Below are 15,509 nucleotides of genomic sequence, written 5' to 3'. Positions count from 1 at the left end.
CCCGCATCCTGTCCAAGATGCCCGATGATGCCCAATCTTGAACGAAAGAATGGGGCTTTCAAGAATCGCTCTTGAGATGATTCTCAATAAGCTGGGGCAAAATTTCCATAATGAGAATTGCTGGCTTTTTGTGAAAGTTATTGCATATTTTTCGCTTGTATGGTAGAGTTGCGGTTTTATAAATTTGTGGTCCTCCGGAAACAGAATTGGCGGTTGATTTTCACGGGTGATCTTCGGGTTCATCGAGATGTTCGGATACATCCCGATAAAGGTTGAAAATATGATGGTCTTTGAGACCATAGACTACATTGCGTCCCCTTTTCTGATAACTGACAAAGCGCATGGTCCTCAGAATTCTCAGTTGGTGGGATACGGCGGATTCGGTCATGTCAACGGCGGCGGCTAGGTCTCGCACACGCATTTCTTTCAGGGCTAGTGCTGACAAGATACGCCAGCGGTTGGGGTCTCCTAGGGTACTAAAAAATTCTGCCATCCGTTGGGCCTTTTCCCTGCTCAAAATTTGCTCTGGGGCGAGGGGCTGGTGGTCGTGGTGATGGGGATTGCTATCAAGGGTGTCAGACATATTGTGATGTGGGGGTTTGACTGTGGGGGATTAATCTCAATTCTAAAGAAATTATTAAACTTCCAGATACATATATCTGAAAGTATGTTCAAATGTTATAGTAGTTACTATGAAAGCTTGTTCAAGCATAAGTCTATTATATCTTGAGGAGAAGTTCTGATGACCACGGTAACTCAAATGAAATGCGCCTGCGAGTCCTGTCTGTGTATTGTGGATACGACAAAAGCGATCGCCAAAAATGGCCAATATTACTGTAGCGAAGCCTGTGCTAATGGCCATCCTAATGGGGATGGTTGCGGTCATAAGGGTTGCAATTGTCACCACTGATTAATTAATTTGGGGGGTAGCAGCAGAGTTGATCGATGGTGATAGATAATCTGCTGCTATTTTTTGGGGAATTTAGCCGATCGCTTTGCTGACTCTGGTTGGGTTACACTTGGTTTCACCCAACCTACAAAGTCTCTGGTTGGGTTACACTTGGTTTCACCCAACCTACCAAGTCTCTACCAAGTCTTTAGTTGGGTTACACTTGGTTTCACCCAACCTACAAAGTCTCTGGTTGGGTTACACTTGGTTTCACCCAACCTACAAAGTCTCTGGTTGGGTTACACTTGGTTTCACCCAACCTACAAAGTCTCTGGTTGGGTTACACTTGGTTTCACCCAACCTACCAAGTCTCTACCAAGTCTTTAGTTGGGTTACACTTGGTTTCACCCAACCTACAAAGTCGGAGTGATCATGAAGTTGAGGAAGAGTTTTGGGGAAGTTTTAGGGGTATTTCAATAACAAACTCGCTTCCCACAGACTCTTGGGAAACACAACGCAGGGTTCCTCCGTGTTTTTCGACGATAATTTGATAGCTGGTGGATAGTCCTAAACCTGTTCCTGAACCCACGGGTTTGGTGGTGTAGAAAGGGTCAAAGACTTTGGAGATGATTTCCGGACTGATACCAATACCGTTATCAGCAATGCGAATTTGGACGGTTTTTTGCTCGGTTAGCATGATGCTGATCCAAATCATACCTGGCTCGTTGATAATTTGTTCCAGGGTCTGTTTTTTGTAGCGATCGCAAATAGCATCAATAGCATTATTGATTAGGTTGAGAAACACCTGATTAAGCTGTCCAGCACAACATTCAATCTGGGGAATATCTCCATATTGTTTATGGACTTGAATCGCGGGATGTAATGGTTTTTCTTTCAGACGATTATCAAGAATCATCAAGGTACTGTCGAGGTTTTCATGTAGGTTAATATATTTAACTTACGATTCATCCAGCCTCGCAAAAGTTCGCAGGGATTTAATAATATCTCGAATCCGATCTGCTCCCAAAGTCATTGATTTAAATAGACGCGGCCAATCTTCTATTAAAAATTGAAAATCAATAGTTTCTATTTCTTCGGTGATTTCCGGGTGTGCTTGGGGGCAATGCTTTTGATATAGTTCAATTAGTCCTAATAAATCTCTGGTATATTCTTTAGCATGGGTAATATTGCCGTAAATAAAGCTGACTGGGTTGTTGATTTCATGAGCCAAACCTGCTACCATTTGCCCTAGGCTAGACATTTTTTCGGATTGCACTAATTGAACTTGTGCTTGTTGAAGTTGGTTTAATGTAGCTTCTAGGGTTTCAGTTTGCGCTTGTGCTACTCTGGCGGCTTCCTGGGTGGCGGCGTAGAGTTCTGCTTGGTTCAGAGCAATGACTAATTGATTAGCGATCGCCTCTAATAGCGCCACTTCTGAATGAGTCCAATAATGGATATCCTGACAATGGGCTAGAACCAAAGCTCCTTTAGTATCTTGTTGTGTCTGAATTGGTAAAATCAACACAGAACGGCATTCTAACACCAAAAAGAAATTGCGAATAGTGGGAGTCGGACAGGTAGCAATATCATCAATTCGCATCATTTCTCCCGCCAAGATATATTTACTAACTGGACGCAAAGCATCGCCGGGGTAAATTTCAGAAATGCTGCTCAGAGAGTCGATTTTAGCTTCTTTTTTAACTTCCCATTCTGGGGTATCTAAGTCGCTTCTATACCAGACAAAATAGGTGCGGTCTATATCCAATACACGGCGAATTTCCGCCACTGCTGTTGCCAAAATAGTATCTGTATCTAGGGAGTTGCGAATCAAACTCGACAGACAATTTTCTAGTGCTTCTCTTTCAGCTAGTTCTCGCAGTTGTGCTTCCGAAAGCCTTAAATTTTCCTCGGTTTCTTTCAGGTTGCTAATATCAAAAGCTGTGCCAATAATTCGGGTAACTCTTCCCGAATAGTCTATAATAGGATTAAGAGTAGTGAGAAAAAAAAATTTATTTTGACCAAAATTAAAATATTCCTCATACTGTAATGATGACTTTTTCAGCCAACAAGTTTCATAGTGACAGCGGATAGCTTTAGCATATTCATCTAAAAACATATCTTCGGGTTTTTTACCGATAATATCCCTAGATTTGATGCCAGTAATTTTTTCGGAGGCGGGGTTCCATCCCACCAACTGAAAGTCTCCATCTTGGGTAACATCAACGACAAAAATTGCTTGTTCAATTCCATCATAAATACTAGAGAGGAACTGCTCACGATCGCGCAAAATTTGCTCAGACTGTTTGCGATCGGTAATATCCATAGTAATTTCAAATAAGCGGAGTACCTGTCCGACTTGGTTACGAACTACCTCCCCGCGACCTTGAATATAACGAATTTCGCCATTAGGTCTAACAATGCGGTGGTCAATTTCGTAAGATTTCCCAGTAGCTAAAGCTCTCTCAACTTGGTTTAACCAATTATCGCGATCGTCAGGATGAATGAGTTTTCGTAATTCCTCAAAGGTTAAAAAATCTTGCTCCTTGACCCAACCTAAAATCTGCAAAAGTTCATCAGAACAAGTAATTTTTTGAGTAACAACATCATATTCCCAATTACCTACATGAGCAATCCGCTGGGCCATTTCCAGGTTTTCAGCTACTCGCAAGGCTTCAGTTTCTTTCTGTTTACGTTGAGTAATATCTCGGTTACTAACCCGTTTTCCCTGATACTGTCCGGCTGCGTCATAGATAGGCTGATAGTTATGACCAATCCAACGCACTTGTTGATCACGGGTGATAATACGAAAATCTATTTCCTGGTTGTTACTCTCACAGAGATTTTGATATAAATGGGGAACTATGCGATCGCGATCTTCAGGATGAATAATTTTTGCCAATAGGCTAGGGTCTTGCATAAACTCCTTGACCGAGTAGCCAGTTATGCGTTCACAGGAGGGAGAAATATATACAATTTCCTGTTGAGGATTAATCCAATATTCCCAATCATAGGTAAAATCGATAATCCTTCGTAACTTATCTTCAACAGCCTTGAAATTATCAGCGATCGCCTTTGGTTCTGTAATATCTCGACCCACTCCATAAATAGCTCCCGACTCAAACACCGGCACAAAAGTCCAAGACCACCATTTATAGGACCCATCTTTAGATAAAAGTCTATTTTCAAACTGACGATTTTTGCCATAATGGATAGCATTAAATTCATAAAAAGTTATGGTTTGGTCTGACTGATATACCAAACTCATAAAAGAACTATTTATCAGTTCATTAAAATCATAACCCAAGCTAATTGTCCAGGCGGAATTGAGAAATTTAAAGTTACCGTCCAGATTCAGAATTACTACCAGATCAACAGTATGGTTAAATAGGCGATCGATTTGATTTCTATGATGCCACCATTCAGCTAAACGTTTTTGCAGAGAAGCCAGTAACCTGTACTGTCTAAAATTCCAAAGATGAGTAAATTTCGAGGTAATAATAGCTGGTAATTTGGTAGGTTTATTTAAACCGTGATAGTCCCCAGGCATTTCCGTATCAAAAATAAAGCCATTCAAGACCAGATCGTGATTAGGTTGTCTCTCCGGTTTAGCACTGGAATATAGCCATTTAACTTCACCATTTGGTGTAGTATATTGCCACTGCCTAGACCAAGATTTTAAATGGGCTGCACAATCATAAATAGATTTATAAAAATTTTGGCGATCGCCCTTTTTTTTTAAGCCAAAAATATGGTCAGAATCGATGGTAAAATCATCTAATTCTACCCCATAAACATCTAGGAAATTGCCAATAATATAAGTATATTTTTCGCTGCCATCAGCCGCCAATATATATTGATAAAAAACCCCAGACATCCCGGCCATTAATTCTTGAAGTTGTTGGCATTCATTAATGGTGTTTAGATGTTTACCTGTCAACTCAGATTGTACAGATGGTTCTGGGGTCATTTTCACTGCACCTCTCTACTCAATCAGACTAAGGCTTTAAGGGCGCGTTTAACATCTGATGCAACCCTTGAATAGGTAAGAGGTAACAATCATCAGTTGTAACCCTCTCACCTATTTTCCGCTTTTCCGCGCACTTTGCTATCTCAGATCATAAGCCATATTCTTATCAAACAATAATAAGTTTTTAAACAGTAAGCCGCCAGGGGTGTCCCCTGGGCAAAATACTTGAACAGGGAGAGGAGCTGTCGAACCCACCCCCTAGCTCAGATCATGTCAATTAACGTCGCCGTCTTCCAGAGGAACCGGAACGGCTGGGGCTTCTACTACCACTACCAAAACTAGGTGTACGTTGTCTTTGAGGACGAGCCTGCTGAGACTGACGCAGATTGCTAGTTCCCGCGCCAGAACCCGTTGAGCGATTAACATTGGGGTTAGTTTGGCCAGTAGTAGAACCAGGGGAAGAACTGCGAGCCGTTCCAGTGGTGCGGAAAGTTTGCCGATTTCTAACAGCGGCGGGAGGTTCATTGTACCTCGTGCGATATTGACTCACCGCCTGGTTATAGCTGTTACCAGAACCGCCATAGCCAACTAATGAACTACCCGATTGATAGGCGGGAGGAACATAGTAGCGGGGGGAAAATAGGCTAGTGGCGATCGCACTACCCACAAACGAAGCCGCAAAAGGAGTCCAGAAATTAGACTCTCGGCGCACCACCACAGTTTGAGTCTGACCAGTTTGAGGATCAGTGCGCGTTTCAGTCACATTGTGGACATATTCAATCTGGAAATCTTCCGTCAGGTAAAAAACTGGCTGATTATTTTCGATCAACAGATGACTTTTTTCACCAGCCTTAATTTGTTCATCCGTCAAACGCGCCATTTGCAACTCAGAGGTCTGAAATACTGGCGGTCTGGCGTTGAGCAGCATTAAGCGATACTCTCCAGTACCATCATCATATTGCGCTTGTTGAACGGGATATTTGCCATCAGCCAGTCGGTTAGCCGCTGATGCTGAACTGCGGACCGTTTGTTGAGTGGTCGTCTGCGAGGAAGACCCACAAGCCACGGTTGTCCAACAGAGTGCAAATACCATTAAAACCGTGATTACTTTTTTGGGTAACATAATTTTAGCTAAAGTTAACTTAGGAAATTTCTCTGCACCCTTTATAGGGGTACGAGTTCGGGAAAGTTTTGTAAAAGCTGGTCTTCCGTGAGTACATCACCCAACCGCGCCGGGGAAAAATGAATTTGGATCGCGCGTAAACTCCCTTGGTAGTGGAGGTTGATGATGCTTTTTAGTCCAGCTTCCATGGCTTCAAAATTGGCTAGGTCAGTTTCGAGGTCAGGAACTTCCCCCTCACAACCTATTGTAACTATTACAACCAAGTTATAGGTGATAGGTAGGGACAGCGGTTCATCTGGAGCGATTTCTTCTTGGTTCAAGTCCGGTTGACTGAGATACCTTTGAGCAGAGTCCGTGAATAACTCATTCACATAGTCCCCGGCTTCTTCTTCATCCCAGATCACATCTCCTTCATTACCAGCGGACTGCCAATAACTATTGTACTGGAGAAGGCTTTGACAGACTTCGACAAGTCCCGACCCCATGATTTCCAGATCTCCATCATGGTCTATCGCTTCGCGGGTGACTTGGTTAAGAACACCTAGTAATGGCGCAACCTCAGCGCCGCCTAGGTGTAGGAATAGCCGACAGACTACAAAGCGGGTCTTACCCATCATTTTGTTAAAGCGATCGCCTAAGCTGGCCATAATTGACTCCTCATTGGATTACTGCAAACAGATCAGTTATGTTTTTAGGATATCGCGATCCTTTGTCTATCCTGGAACCTCTTGGGACTAAAATTTATGAGTCATTCTTCCCCCTTTGAGTCATCTTCTGCTAGTCCTACTATTCCCAAAATGAACTTTTCCACCAAATTAGCTTTTGGGGTGGGAGACCTGGGAACAGCCATGACTGCTAATATTTTCGCTTTTTTCCTGTTGTTTTTTCTAACCACTGTCGCCGGACTACCAGCCGGACTGGCGGCGAGTGTACCCATGGTCGGTAAAATTTGGGATGCCGTTAATGACCCAATTATCGGGGTTTTAAGCGATCGCACTAAGCATCCCTGGGGGCGGCGCTATCCCTGGATGATTTTTGCCGCAGTTCCCTTTGGCATATTTTTCTTTTTAATGTGGATCGTACCTAGTACCAATACCCAGACTCTATTTTGGTATTATGTAATTATTGCGATCGCCTTTCATACCGCTTACACAGCCGTTAATCTTCCCTATGCTACCCTCACCCCTGAATTAACTCGCGACTACAACGAACGTACTACCCTCAATGGGTTTCGCTTCTCTTTTTCCATTGGTGGTAGCATCTTGTCCCTAGTTCTAGCTTTTATTATTTTTGCTGCTATTGAAGACCTAGCTACCAGATATATGGTTTTGGGTTTGGTCTGTAGTATTATGGCAGTCCCACCCATTTTTTTATGTGTTTGGGGAACTCGCGATCGTGTCGCCCAGGTACAAGCCGCCACCGGAGAAGTTGATGCACCCACATCTTTACCCCTCTCCGAACAGGTGAAAATTGCTTTTAGTACCCGTCCTTTTTTGTTTGTAATTGGGATTTATTTATGTTCTTGGTTGGCGGTACAACTGACTGCAGCAATTCTCCAATATTTTGTCGTGTATTGTATGGAACTTCCCGAAGTGGCTTTTACTCAAGTAGCGATCGTCGTCCAGGGCACAGCTTTATTGACCTTATTTATGTGGAGTAAAATCAGCGAAAAATACGGCAGAAGGATTGTATATATCAGCGGCATGGGATTTTGGATAATTGCTCAATTATCTTTATTCTTTCTACAGCCAGGACAGTTATTTTTGATGTATTTTCTCTGTTTTATTGCCGGTTTAGGAGTATCTACCGCTTATCTGATTCCCTGGTCTATGATTACCGATGTTATTGATTATGATGAACTCAAAACCGGACAGCGACGGGAGGGAATTTTCTATTCTTTTATGGTTCTCCTGCAAAAAATTGGTTTGGCTTTAGGGATTTTTATGGTAGGTCAAACTTTAGATTGGGCAGGTTTTATTGAATCCGTAGCCGGTCAACCTACACCAACTCAACCGGAATCAGTATTATTGGCAATTAGATTGGCGATCGGACCTCTGCCTATGATATTATCTATCGTGGGAATTATCCTTACCTACTTTTATCCAATTACCCGAGAATATCATCAGGAAATCCTCCTTAAATTATATCAGTCTAATGTTGATGAATAATTAATAATTGTAGGGGCGGGTTCTGCTGCTTCCTCGCCTCCCAACCAGAAGATGAAAAAACCCGCCCTCTCTCTAGGGTTCTGCTGCTTCCTCGTCTCCCAACCAGAAGATGAAAAAACCCGCCCTCTCTCTAGGGTTCTGCTGCTTCCTCGTCTCCCAACCAGAAGATGAAAAAACCCGCCCTCATAGGTTCTGCTGCTTCCTCGTCTCCCAACCAGAAGATGAAAAAACCCGCCCTCATAGGTTCTGCTGCTTCCTCGTCTCCCAACCAGAAGATGAAAAAACCCGCCCTCATAGGTTCTGCTGCTTCCTCGTCTCCCAACCAGAAGATGAAAAAACCCGCCCTCATAGGTTCTGCTGCTTCCTCGTCTCCCAACCAGAAGATGAAAAAACCCGCCCTCAGGGGAGAGGGGGGGGAGAATGATTTAGGGCGAGGGTAATGTTTAGTGCGATTTCTCGGCTGTATCAAATGATGTATTATGACCCTAATCTTTGGGGTGTATTTGAGATTACAATAATCTATTTTTCAGTCGTCTGATAATTTGCAAATCTTGTAAATGTGGAGTTACTCCTATTTCAGTTGATATAGGTTGCCTGTATTGTAGACAGTCTATGACAATCAAAGCCATCACAATAAAAAAGGCATGGCCCAGATACTCTATCATCCGAGTTGAGACCAATTGAGGATGCTTCTTCAGGGAGGGAGAAGCCAGAGCCCCCGTTGTAGTTTCTTCTGTGGGTAGAAGAGTCGGGGAAATAGCAATGTCCTCATAATTGTGAACAGGTGGGGTCAAATCAGTGCTAGACATAGGTTATTAATGAATTTGATACTAACCTGCTTATCATCACTCCGGAAAATTCAAATTCCGGTTGAGAAAATCTTAATTTTTCGGGGAGGTGTCCCGGTGAAATAAAAATACCCCGTCGCGGCTATATCCCAATTGAAACTCTGGGATATTTTGAACCTTGACGATGAGACCCTCCACAAGTTCCTGTGAACTATTCCAACCTGGGTAAGTAGAATTGAGTAGGACCCACTCAAACTGGGTGAGGTCCAAACTTTCCGCCCCCTGAGTAGCCAACATCAAAATCTGGCGGTGGGTAAGGTGGGGGGCGATATGGTCCGCAGTTAAAACGCTTCCGGGACTGTTAACGAGGGCGACAGCTTCTCTGGAGGCTGCAACGGTGTCAAAATGTTGGAGATATCGCGACCAAAAATAACCGTATTTAGCTAAAGCCAAGAAAGCCACTAGAGACCATAACATAATATGGCGGGGGTGGCGTAGCCAATAGGAGTTACCCCGTAGGGCAGAAATTACGGCCAGTAGCAAAAATGGCAGTATGGGGAGAGAATAATGCTGGGTGAGGTTTTTTTGTTGGAGGCTACTGCTAAGGAGGTTAAGGGCTAAAATTGGTAATGCGCCGATGATGGGGGTTAAATGGCGGGGTGAGAGTCCCCACAGCAGGGGAAGTATCAATAGCAGGAGATATTCTAAGTTGGCTAATGTGAAGAGTTGTCGCGCCACCAGTCGGGGTTTTAAGAAGAGGTTTTTGGCGATTTCTGTGACTGAGTTACCCAATTCCCCATATCGCGCGACGGCTTCGGGTTGACCGCCGCTGAAGTGGGGGATAATCATACCTGTGGCGATTATAAACCATGTCAGCCCTAAAATTATGGCGATCGCACCACATCTACGCCGGTTTTCAAATAGGAATAACCAAACTCCCATAGCCGCCACCGTTAGGGACAGGACCGCTTTACAGCCCAAAATTACCAGGACTATTAGGGAAAACCACAGGACTTGTTTCGCCCTGGCTTGATAAACGGCGACCAATAACAGAGGAAGCGCGATAACTTCTGGGTGAAAGTCGAATAAGTTGACGTTGAAAATCAGGGGATATAGCAAATAAACTATCGCCATTAAGTTAGCTTGGGTTGGCTTTAAACCCGCCTGTAAAGCCAGCCATTGGGTTGGTATCGCCCCGACTGATAGGGCTATGGCTTGGACTGCAAACAGCCAGTGTACATCGGGATATAGCTTGTAAAGGAGCGCTATGGGGTATAAAATCCAAGCGGCATGGTCGCCGAGTATGTGGATACCCCGAAAGGTGACAAAGGGTTTCTCGCCTTGGCTAATTAGATAAATGCCATTATCGAAAATTCCTAAATCGAAGGCGTTGGATTGAAATATGGCGTGTCGCCAACTGCTACAAAAAAATAGGACTAAGCTAGTTAGGAAAATGATTACCGGTAAAGAATAGGGCGGAAATAGGGCTTTTCTCATTCGTCCTCGGTGTGAAATGTTGATCAAAATTGTACATTTTCCACAGAGTACACCGATTTCTGAGTTAGGCTGTTAAATTAAGGGGTTGTAGATCAGATTCTGGGAGTTGGACGGGTTGAAGTTAACTGGAAATATTGGGGAAACTTTTATGAGGTGGGGTCGTCATCCTGGGTCGGCGTGGATTTTATCTATGGCTGGGTTAGTGGCGATCGCCATTATGGCTTTTCTGTGGCATCTTGGTAGTGTGGGTTTAGTAGATGAAACAGAGCCTTTATTTGCTGAAGCCGCCCGTCATATGAAAATCTCCGGTAATTGGATTACTCCCTATTTTAATCAGGAAACTCGCTTTGATAAACCTCCTTTAATTTATTGGTTAATTGCCCTGGGTTATTATATTTTTGGGGTGAATGAGTGGGCGGTAAGATGGCCTTCTGCTCTATCGGCGATCGCTTTAATGGTTGGCTGTTTTTTGACTCTAAAAAAATTCGGATCGACTACCCATAAATATCTCAAATTTGCTGAGATTCAGCCTTCTGCTTGGATAGCTACTGCCTTAGTGGCTTTGAATTTACAAACTCTCATCTGGGCGCGGCAGGGGGTTTCTGATATGTTATTAAGTGGCTGTATGGGCTTGAGTCTATTTAGCTTTTTTTGGGGATATGCCACTACCAAAGAATCGGATAATAATCCGGCTATTAACTTCGTAGATAAACTCAAAAATTGTTGTCACTGGCAATTTCCGAATAGATGGTATTTAGGATTCTATATTTTCACAGGATTAGCCGTATTAGCTAAAGGTCCTGTCGGTATTGTTATCCCCGGATTAATTGTGGTGGTTTTTCTGGCTTATTTAAATCGCCTGTGGTCAGTTTTGCCAGAAATGGGAGTGATTTGGGGTGGGATTATTTTCGGATTAATTACCGTCCCTTGGTATATTTTGGTAATTATTGAAAATGGTCAAGACTATATAGATTCGTTTTTTGGGTATCATAATGTCCAAAGATTTACCAGTGTTGTAAATGGTCATAGTGCGCCGTGGTATTTCTATTTTGTCGTGGTTTTAATCGGGTTTTTACCATGGTCTATTTATTTGCCCATAGCCATATATAGGCTGGAATTTTGGCGACGTAATCAATGGATTAATCAACCCAGAAATCAGCAATTGGGTTTATTTGCTTGGGTGTGGTTTGCCTGTATTTTTGTATTCTTTACTATCGCCGTTACTAAACTTCCTAGTTATGTGCTGCCTTTAATGCCTGCGGCTGCAATTTTAATCGGCATTTTTTGGGGAGAAGAATTCGGCAAAAATAGCAGTTATATTAATCGTAAAAATCGCTGGTTTTTCAATACAGTATTAGTTAATATCCTGTTTTTAGTCGTTTTAGCGATCGCCATTATTTACAGCCCCCAATTTATCGGACCCGACCCAGCCGTTGAAGATTTAGCATCAGTAGTTAATAACTCTGGCTTACCCATAAAAGGTGGTATAATCTGGACAGCTACCGCTGTTTTAATAGCTTGGTTAATAGGCGATCGTCATCAGTGGCGACTAATTATTACAGCCAACCTCATCGGCTTTATTTTATTCTTTAATATGGTGTTTATACCCGGCTTATTCTTGGTCGATGAATACCGACAAATCCCTCTAAAAAATATCGCCCAAAACTTGGCAACTTTTCAACAACCCCAAGAAGAGTTATGGATGATTGGATTTGCTAAACCTACCGTAGTATTCTATTCTCAGCAGCCCGTCCATTTTTTTAGAATCAACGACTTTTTTAGGGCGGAAGGTGAACCCCTCTTGCATATCCTTAATGTTCTGCAAAACACCTCAGAATCACCCACAGCCCTGGTAGTTAGTCGCGCTAAGGATTTAGCCAGAATTGGACTACAACCGGGAGATTATCCCATTTTAACAAAACAGGGAAATTATCAATTGGTTCGCATTTCCAAGCAAATTTTATTATATCGTGTTATTCACAATGAATAATTAATAGCCCAGAAATAATGTAGGGGCGGGTTCCACAGTTAATTAGATTTGGTAGCGAGAAGATGAATAAACCCGCCCTATCTATCGGTTTCTGCTGTTAATTAGATTTGGTAGCGAGAAGATGAATAAACCCGCCCTCTGAGACAGTGCGATCGCGTAGGGGCGGGTTCTACTGTTAATTAGATTTGGTAGCGAGAAGATGAATAAACCCGCCCTCCGAGACAGTGCGATCGCGTAGGGGCGGGTTCTACTGTTAATTAGATTTGGTAGCGAGAAGATGAATAAACCCGCCCTCTGAGACAGTGCGATCGCGTAGGGGCGGGTTCTACTGTTAATTAGATTTGGTAGCGAGAAGATGAATAAACCCGCCCTATCTATCGGTTTCCACAGTTAATTAGATTTGGTAGCGAGAAGATGAATAAACCCGCCCTATCTATCGGTTTCCACAGTTAATTAGATTTGGTAGCGAGAAGATGAATAAACCCGCCCTATCTATCGGTTTCTGCTGTTAATTAGGCAAAAGTTGAATTCCCAAAATCAGGGGGTATATCCTGAATACGTCCAGGACCGATCGCCTGTATAGCCTCTTTTAAAACCACATCTCCAGTATATAAAGCACGGCCAACAATGACATCAGTTACCCCCAAAGGTTCTAATCCCAATAACCCTAATAAATCAGTAATGCTACTGACACCCCCAGAGGCAATAATAGGAATCGAGACAATTTCCGCAACTTCCCGCAATGCCGCTTTATTAGGACCCTGTAAAGTCCCGTCCCGGTGAATATCAGTGTAAATAATCGTAGCCACCCCCAACTGCGCCATTTGGTGCGCCAGGTCTGTAGCTTTGACCTCGGAAGTTTCCAGCCAACCCCTAGTCGCCACTTTACCATCACGGGCATCAATTCCCACAGCAATTCGTCCGGGAAACTCACCGCATAACTCAGCTACCAATTGGGGATTTTCCACCGCTACCGTCCCCAAAATTGCCCTTTCTACCCCCAAATCAAATAGGGCGGCGACAGTATCACGACTACGCAACCCGCCGCCGACTTGAATCGGGACATTGACAGCTTTGGCGATCGCCCCAATAGCCGCGTGGTTAGTAGGTTGTCCAGTTTTCGCCCCATCAAGATCAACTAAATGCAGACGAGTAGCGCCCTGGGACACCCATTCCTCAGCGACAGCCACAGGATCTTCATTAAAAGTCTCAGCTTGGGTGTAGTCTCCCTGATACAAGCGGACGCAGCGCCCTTCTAATAGGTCTATGGCGGGTATTACATTCATTGGTGATTGATAAATTGGAACATAGTCACTAGCTATAGTATCTGAGTTTAGCTTCCCAACCCAATTGTCATGGTATAGCAACCGCCAGCACTGTTAGCAGGGGGGGAAGGAGTCTTTTGTTGTTATGGGAATAACTGCGCCAGACTCCTGTCTGTTTATGCGGTTTCTGGGTCTTTTTCTTCCATAACTTCTGACAAAAGAGTTGAGAGTTGAGTATTCAGACGGCCGGATCTGACAAATTCCGCATAGGTTTCAGCCTCAATATCAACTAATTCTTCCCGAAGTAATTCTATGGTCAACCCTTGCAGTTTGGGGTCTTGTGAGAGTAGCTGCTGAGTTTTGGTGGTGATAGCTTCTAACTGAGATTTGACTAATTCGGCTTGATGTTGATAAGCATCAGGGTCTAATTCCTGCTTAACAATTGATTGGGAGAGGTGGTTTTGTACTCGATTGAGGGCTACACGACGGGCTACTAATTCCAGATATTCTTCCCGCAAAGGTTGCTCATCAAGCAGTCCTAACCATTGCAACAGAGGCTGGGTCGTTAAACCCTGAAATAATAAACTAAATAAAACCACCCCGAAGACTGTCGCGATCAGATTTTCCCGTTCAGGTATAGCTACTGGGACACTCAAGACTAGGGCGATGGAAACAGAACCTCGTAAGCCTCCCCACCACAACATAGTTTGATTTTGTAGGTCTATTTCTGATTTGGCTAATCTGTTACTGATCGCCGTTAAAGTAAATGTGGATATTGCTCTGGTTAGCACCATCGCTAGGACGGAAACCGCAATGGGTTTGATGTTGGTTGCTAAACTCCCAAATTCAATTTGAGCGCCAATTAATAAGAAGACGATTGAGTTTACCAAAAATGCTATAAATTCCCAAAACTCGCTGACGATTAATCGGCTGCGGGGATTCATACCAATTCGGGAACCAAAATTTCCTAAAATTAACCCTACTACTACTACGCCAATAACTCCAGATCCGCCTAAGTCTTCGGTGACTACATAGGTTCCATAGGCGGCTAGGAGGGTGAGGGATTGTTCTACTAGGGGAGAGTCAAAACGCTGAGTTAGATAGGATATTCCAAACCCAATTATCCCAGCAATAACTACGGCAATTCCTGTGAATGATAAGAGTTTTAAAACGATCGCAGCCGGGGATATTTCGATGTTTCCCATAGGAAAACCGACTAAGATGATGAAGGCTACAACAGCTATGCCATCATTAAAGAGGCTTTCCCCTTCCATTAAGACTCGCAGACGTTTAGGCGCTCCTAATTCTTTCATTAGGGCGACTACTGAGATGGGATCGGTTGCTGATAAACTTGCACCTACTAACAGGGCGATCGCTATCGGCATTCCTACGGCTAAATGTAAGCCAATAGCTATCCCTACTACACAAATAACTACCCCAATAGTTGCATATAAAAATACTGGGAATAAATCTCGTTTTAGGTCTCGCCAATTCAGATTCCAGGCGGCTTCAAAGAGTAACGGAGGTAGGAAAATTTCTAGGATTAGTTCTGGTGATAATTGGATTAGATGGATGTCTTCAAAGGCTAAAAATAATCCGACAATTACCAATAATAGGGTAAAGGGAATTTTCCGCAGCCAAGGGAATAAACGAGACATGGTGGCCACACTTAGGGAAATCAGCAAGACCAGCAGAAATTGTTCAAGATTATCTTTGATACTGATCTCAGCGATCGCAACTTCTGGAGTCATAGTTTAAGATAGTAGCGACAACCACATCATACTATCACATTTACTCAGGATATGTTATAATTTATGGTAGG

The 15,509-nt window shown here is 43.3% G+C and carries 13 protein-coding genes; 3 read left to right on the top strand and 10 right to left on the bottom strand.

All coding sequences use genetic code 11. The annotated features are described in order from the left end of the window. Positions 1 to 220: 220 nt before the first annotated feature. Positions 221 to 583, bottom strand: a complete 363-nt coding sequence (locus N39L_RS23165; protein WP_006616222.1) for an ArsR/SmtB family transcription factor — start codon at positions 581 to 583, stop codon at positions 221 to 223. Between the two features lie 159 nt (positions 584 to 742). Here N39L_RS23165 and N39L_RS23160 point away from each other — a divergent pair, with 159 nt between their 5' ends. Further along, the gene (locus N39L_RS23160; protein WP_006616223.1) at positions 743 to 910 is read left to right on the top strand and encodes a metallothionein; all 168 of its coding nucleotides are present in this window, start codon (positions 743 to 745) and stop codon (positions 908 to 910) included. Positions 911 to 1,319: 409 nt separating this feature from the next. Here the strand turns inward: N39L_RS23160 and N39L_RS23155 are convergent, their stop codons facing one another. The 4 genes from N39L_RS23155 to N39L_RS23140 all read right to left on the bottom strand — a co-directional run bounded on the left by N39L_RS23155 (position 1,320) and on the right by N39L_RS23140 (position 6,626). Next, on the bottom strand, positions 1,320 to 1,805 hold the full coding sequence (locus tag N39L_RS23155) for a sensor histidine kinase (RefSeq protein WP_006616808.1): 486 nt from the start codon (positions 1,803 to 1,805) through the stop codon (positions 1,320 to 1,322). A gap of 42 nt (positions 1,806 to 1,847) precedes the next feature. Continuing rightward, positions 1,848 to 4,856, bottom strand: a complete 3,009-nt coding sequence (locus tag N39L_RS23150; protein ID WP_014276504.1) for a PAS domain-containing protein — start codon at positions 4,854 to 4,856, stop codon at positions 1,848 to 1,850. A 277-nt stretch (positions 4,857 to 5,133) separates the two neighbouring features. Then, a complete protein-coding gene (locus N39L_RS23145) occupies positions 5,134 to 5,979 on the bottom strand; it encodes a hypothetical protein (protein WP_014276503.1) in 846 nt (281 codons plus the stop codon). Between the two features lie 41 nt (positions 5,980 to 6,020). After that, positions 6,021 to 6,626 carry a DUF1517 domain-containing protein gene (locus tag N39L_RS23140; protein WP_006616811.1) on the bottom strand — a complete coding sequence of 202 codons (606 nt, stop codon included), beginning with the start codon at positions 6,624 to 6,626 and terminating at the stop codon, positions 6,021 to 6,023. A gap of 96 nt (positions 6,627 to 6,722) precedes the next feature. Between N39L_RS23140 and N39L_RS23135 the strand changes: the two genes are divergently transcribed. Then, complete coding sequence (locus tag N39L_RS23135; RefSeq protein WP_014276502.1) at positions 6,723 to 8,147, top strand: MFS transporter; 1,425 nt, start codon at positions 6,723 to 6,725, stop codon at positions 8,145 to 8,147. A gap of 130 nt (positions 8,148 to 8,277) precedes the next feature. Here N39L_RS23135 and N39L_RS23130 read toward each other — a convergent pair whose 3' ends face one another. From N39L_RS23130 to N39L_RS23120, 3 genes are all read right to left on the bottom strand, one after another. Then, positions 8,278 to 8,616 (bottom strand): hypothetical protein, encoded by a 339-nt coding sequence (locus tag N39L_RS23130; protein WP_014276501.1) that lies wholly within the window; start codon positions 8,614 to 8,616, stop codon positions 8,278 to 8,280. A gap of 40 nt (positions 8,617 to 8,656) precedes the next feature. Further along, the gene (locus N39L_RS23125; RefSeq protein WP_006615748.1) at positions 8,657 to 8,956 is read right to left on the bottom strand and encodes a hypothetical protein; all 300 of its coding nucleotides are present in this window, start codon (positions 8,954 to 8,956) and stop codon (positions 8,657 to 8,659) included. Positions 8,957 to 9,028: 72 nt separating this feature from the next. After that, a complete protein-coding gene (locus N39L_RS23120) occupies positions 9,029 to 10,432 on the bottom strand; it encodes a DUF2079 domain-containing protein (RefSeq protein ID WP_014276500.1) in 1,404 nt (467 codons plus the stop codon). A gap of 115 nt (positions 10,433 to 10,547) precedes the next feature. Here N39L_RS23120 and N39L_RS23115 point away from each other — a divergent pair, with 115 nt between their 5' ends. Beyond that, positions 10,548 to 12,422: an ArnT family glycosyltransferase gene (locus tag N39L_RS23115; protein WP_014276499.1), complete on the top strand. Its 1,875-nt coding sequence runs from the start codon at positions 10,548 to 10,550 to the stop codon at positions 12,420 to 12,422. 512 nt (positions 12,423 to 12,934) lie between these two features. Here N39L_RS23115 and hisA read toward each other — a convergent pair. Further along, positions 12,935 to 13,708 carry a 1-(5-phosphoribosyl)-5-[(5-phosphoribosylamino)methylideneamino]imidazole-4-carboxamide isomerase gene (gene hisA / locus N39L_RS23110; RefSeq protein ID WP_014276498.1) on the bottom strand — a complete coding sequence of 258 codons (774 nt, stop codon included), beginning with the start codon at positions 13,706 to 13,708 and terminating at the stop codon, positions 12,935 to 12,937. Positions 13,709 to 13,863: 155 nt separating this feature from the next. Continuing rightward, complete coding sequence (locus N39L_RS23105) at positions 13,864 to 15,438, bottom strand: Na+/H+ antiporter (protein WP_006616525.1); 1,575 nt, start codon at positions 15,436 to 15,438, stop codon at positions 13,864 to 13,866. Between the last annotated feature and the right edge of the window lie 71 nt (positions 15,439 to 15,509).

This window comes from Limnospira platensis NIES-39 (assembly GCF_026000695.1).
Taxonomy (GTDB): domain Bacteria; phylum Cyanobacteriota; class Cyanobacteriia; order Cyanobacteriales; family Microcoleaceae; genus Limnospira; species Limnospira platensis.
Note: the sequence above shows the minus strand (reverse complement) of the source record. Positions and strands in the feature narration are given on the sequence as shown.

Coding starts and splice junctions, on each gene's coding strand:
- N39L_RS23120 (WP_014276500.1), bottom strand. CDS start 10,432: ATGAGAAAAGCCCTATTTCCGCCCTATTCTTTACCGGTAATCATTTTC.
- N39L_RS23165 (WP_006616222.1), bottom strand. CDS start 583: ATGTCTGACACCCTTGATAGCAATCCCCATCACCACGACCACCAGCCC.
- N39L_RS23145 (WP_014276503.1), bottom strand. CDS start 5,979: ATGTTACCCAAAAAAGTAATCACGGTTTTAATGGTATTTGCACTCTGT.
- N39L_RS23140 (WP_006616811.1), bottom strand. CDS start 6,626: ATGGCCAGCTTAGGCGATCGCTTTAACAAAATGATGGGTAAGACCCGC.
- N39L_RS23135 (WP_014276502.1), top strand. CDS start 6,723: ATGAGTCATTCTTCCCCCTTTGAGTCATCTTCTGCTAGTCCTACTATT.
- N39L_RS23125 (WP_006615748.1), bottom strand. CDS start 8,956: ATGTCTAGCACTGATTTGACCCCACCTGTTCACAATTATGAGGACATT.
- N39L_RS23105 (WP_006616525.1), bottom strand. CDS start 15,438: ATGACTCCAGAAGTTGCGATCGCTGAGATCAGTATCAAAGATAATCTT.
- N39L_RS23155 (WP_006616808.1), bottom strand. CDS start 1,805: ATGATTCTTGATAATCGTCTGAAAGAAAAACCATTACATCCCGCGATT.
- N39L_RS23150 (WP_014276504.1), bottom strand. CDS start 4,856: ATGACCCCAGAACCATCTGTACAATCTGAGTTGACAGGTAAACATCTA.
- hisA (WP_014276498.1), bottom strand. CDS start 13,708: ATGAATGTAATACCCGCCATAGACCTATTAGAAGGGCGCTGCGTCCGC.
- N39L_RS23160 (WP_006616223.1), top strand. CDS start 743: ATGACCACGGTAACTCAAATGAAATGCGCCTGCGAGTCCTGTCTGTGT.